This is a genomic window from Geomonas anaerohicana (assembly GCF_016458305.1).
Classification (GTDB): Bacteria; Desulfobacterota; Desulfuromonadia; order Geobacterales; family Geobacteraceae; genus Geomonas; species Geomonas anaerohicana.
Genome location: NZ_JAEMHL010000034.1, coordinates 1 through 1,352, shown reverse-complemented (window position 1 = coordinate 1,352; position 1,352 = coordinate 1). Strand labels below are relative to the sequence as shown.

1 protein-coding gene is annotated in these 1,352 nt (G+C 53.8%); it reads right to left on the bottom strand.

Annotated elements, in window-relative coordinates; all coding sequences use genetic code 11:
* Positions 1-62: 62 nt before the first annotated feature.
* Positions 63-1,232 carry a DDE-type integrase/transposase/recombinase gene (locus JFN91_RS21865; RefSeq protein ID WP_199391256.1) on the bottom strand — a complete coding sequence of 390 codons (1,170 nt, stop codon included), beginning with the start codon at positions 1,230-1,232 and terminating at the stop codon, positions 63-65.
* Positions 1,233-1,352 lie beyond the last annotated feature (120 nt).

Sequence of the window (1,352 nt, the reverse complement as noted above, 5' to 3'; positions counted from 1 at the left end):
TGTTGAGTGCCACGACATCGTGGACAGATTTTGATGCCAGGACATCGTGGACACTCGTTCCCTCAACGTAATTTGTAGTCGAATTCCTCGACCTGGATTCGGTCTTGGAAAACTTTCAGTTTCTGCTCTTTGACATCGATTGTAGCCACTGCGTATTCCCGCTTTAGCTCTGGCGGAACCGGAAACGTCTCGCCAAAGACGTTGAGTTTAAGGTCGCTCCGGATCAGGCGCACTAGATGGTAACGCCCCGTTTCCGGCTTCTTCAGCCGATGCCGGGGAGCCTCCTCCTCTACAGGAAACCGCAGTTTCTTATTGGAGGCTGTGAGCGCCGTCAGAGGCGTTTTGCCGCCGAGCTTGCTGTATCGGTAGCTGCTGTTGTGTCGGTGCTCAAATGCCAGTGATCCACTTCTGAGGTCTTCCTCCGTTGCCATGGTGACCTTGGCGAGAAACTTCTGCTGGTAGAGGTCATTGAACTGCTCCACTACTCCGTTTCTCCACGGTTCCGCCATGGGTATGAACCATGGCTCAACGTCATTGTTCAGGCAAAGCCTGATCAGCGGCCCCATGCCCCGGGGATGCGCAAGACTGCCAAAGAAAGACATGGCATTGTCGACTTGTACATTATCCGGTATTCCCAGCCGCCTCCATATGGCCCAGAAACCGTCGACGATGTCTTGGCCAGCCTTTGTAGGCGATGAATGCAAGCCACATCGGGCAGTCGCCGTATCGACGACATTTAGACCGTAGAAGCGAACAGGGCCTTTCAGGTAACAAGGGCCCACTAGATCGGCCTGATGAGTTTGGTTGGGCAACGACGACGGCAAGCTAGGATACGGGGTTCCTTTAGCTTCATACTTGCCGGTGCGCCGATGGGTCAGCTCATTGCGGCTGAGGATACGATTGATGGTGCGGAGTGAAGGCAGCGGGTGGACGCTCAGGTCTTCCAGCTCCCACAGTATTGCCTGCGCACCACAGAAGAGACCACGGTTGTACAAGCTGAGCCGCACAAGCTTCACGCTTTCCTCAATCTCATGCGGTGTGCGGTTAGCAACGGTCAGAGGACGTGTGGATTTTGCTTCGCTCCAGGAATCATCCTCTTCATGATGGCGATCGACCCACTTGTACAGCCAGGCTCTCGATTTACTCAGTGATGCACAAATTGATTCGGGGCACTCCCCGTTGAGATATCGCTGTACCGCTAAGATCCGTTGCTGCGAAATTTCATCCTTCATGGACACCTCCAACGTGGTTTCGGTGTCCACAGGATTACGCGATGGCTATTCGATTGTCAGAGAACTTTGTCTACGATGTGGTGGCACTTATTTGTGTCCACGATGTCGTGGCACTCAACA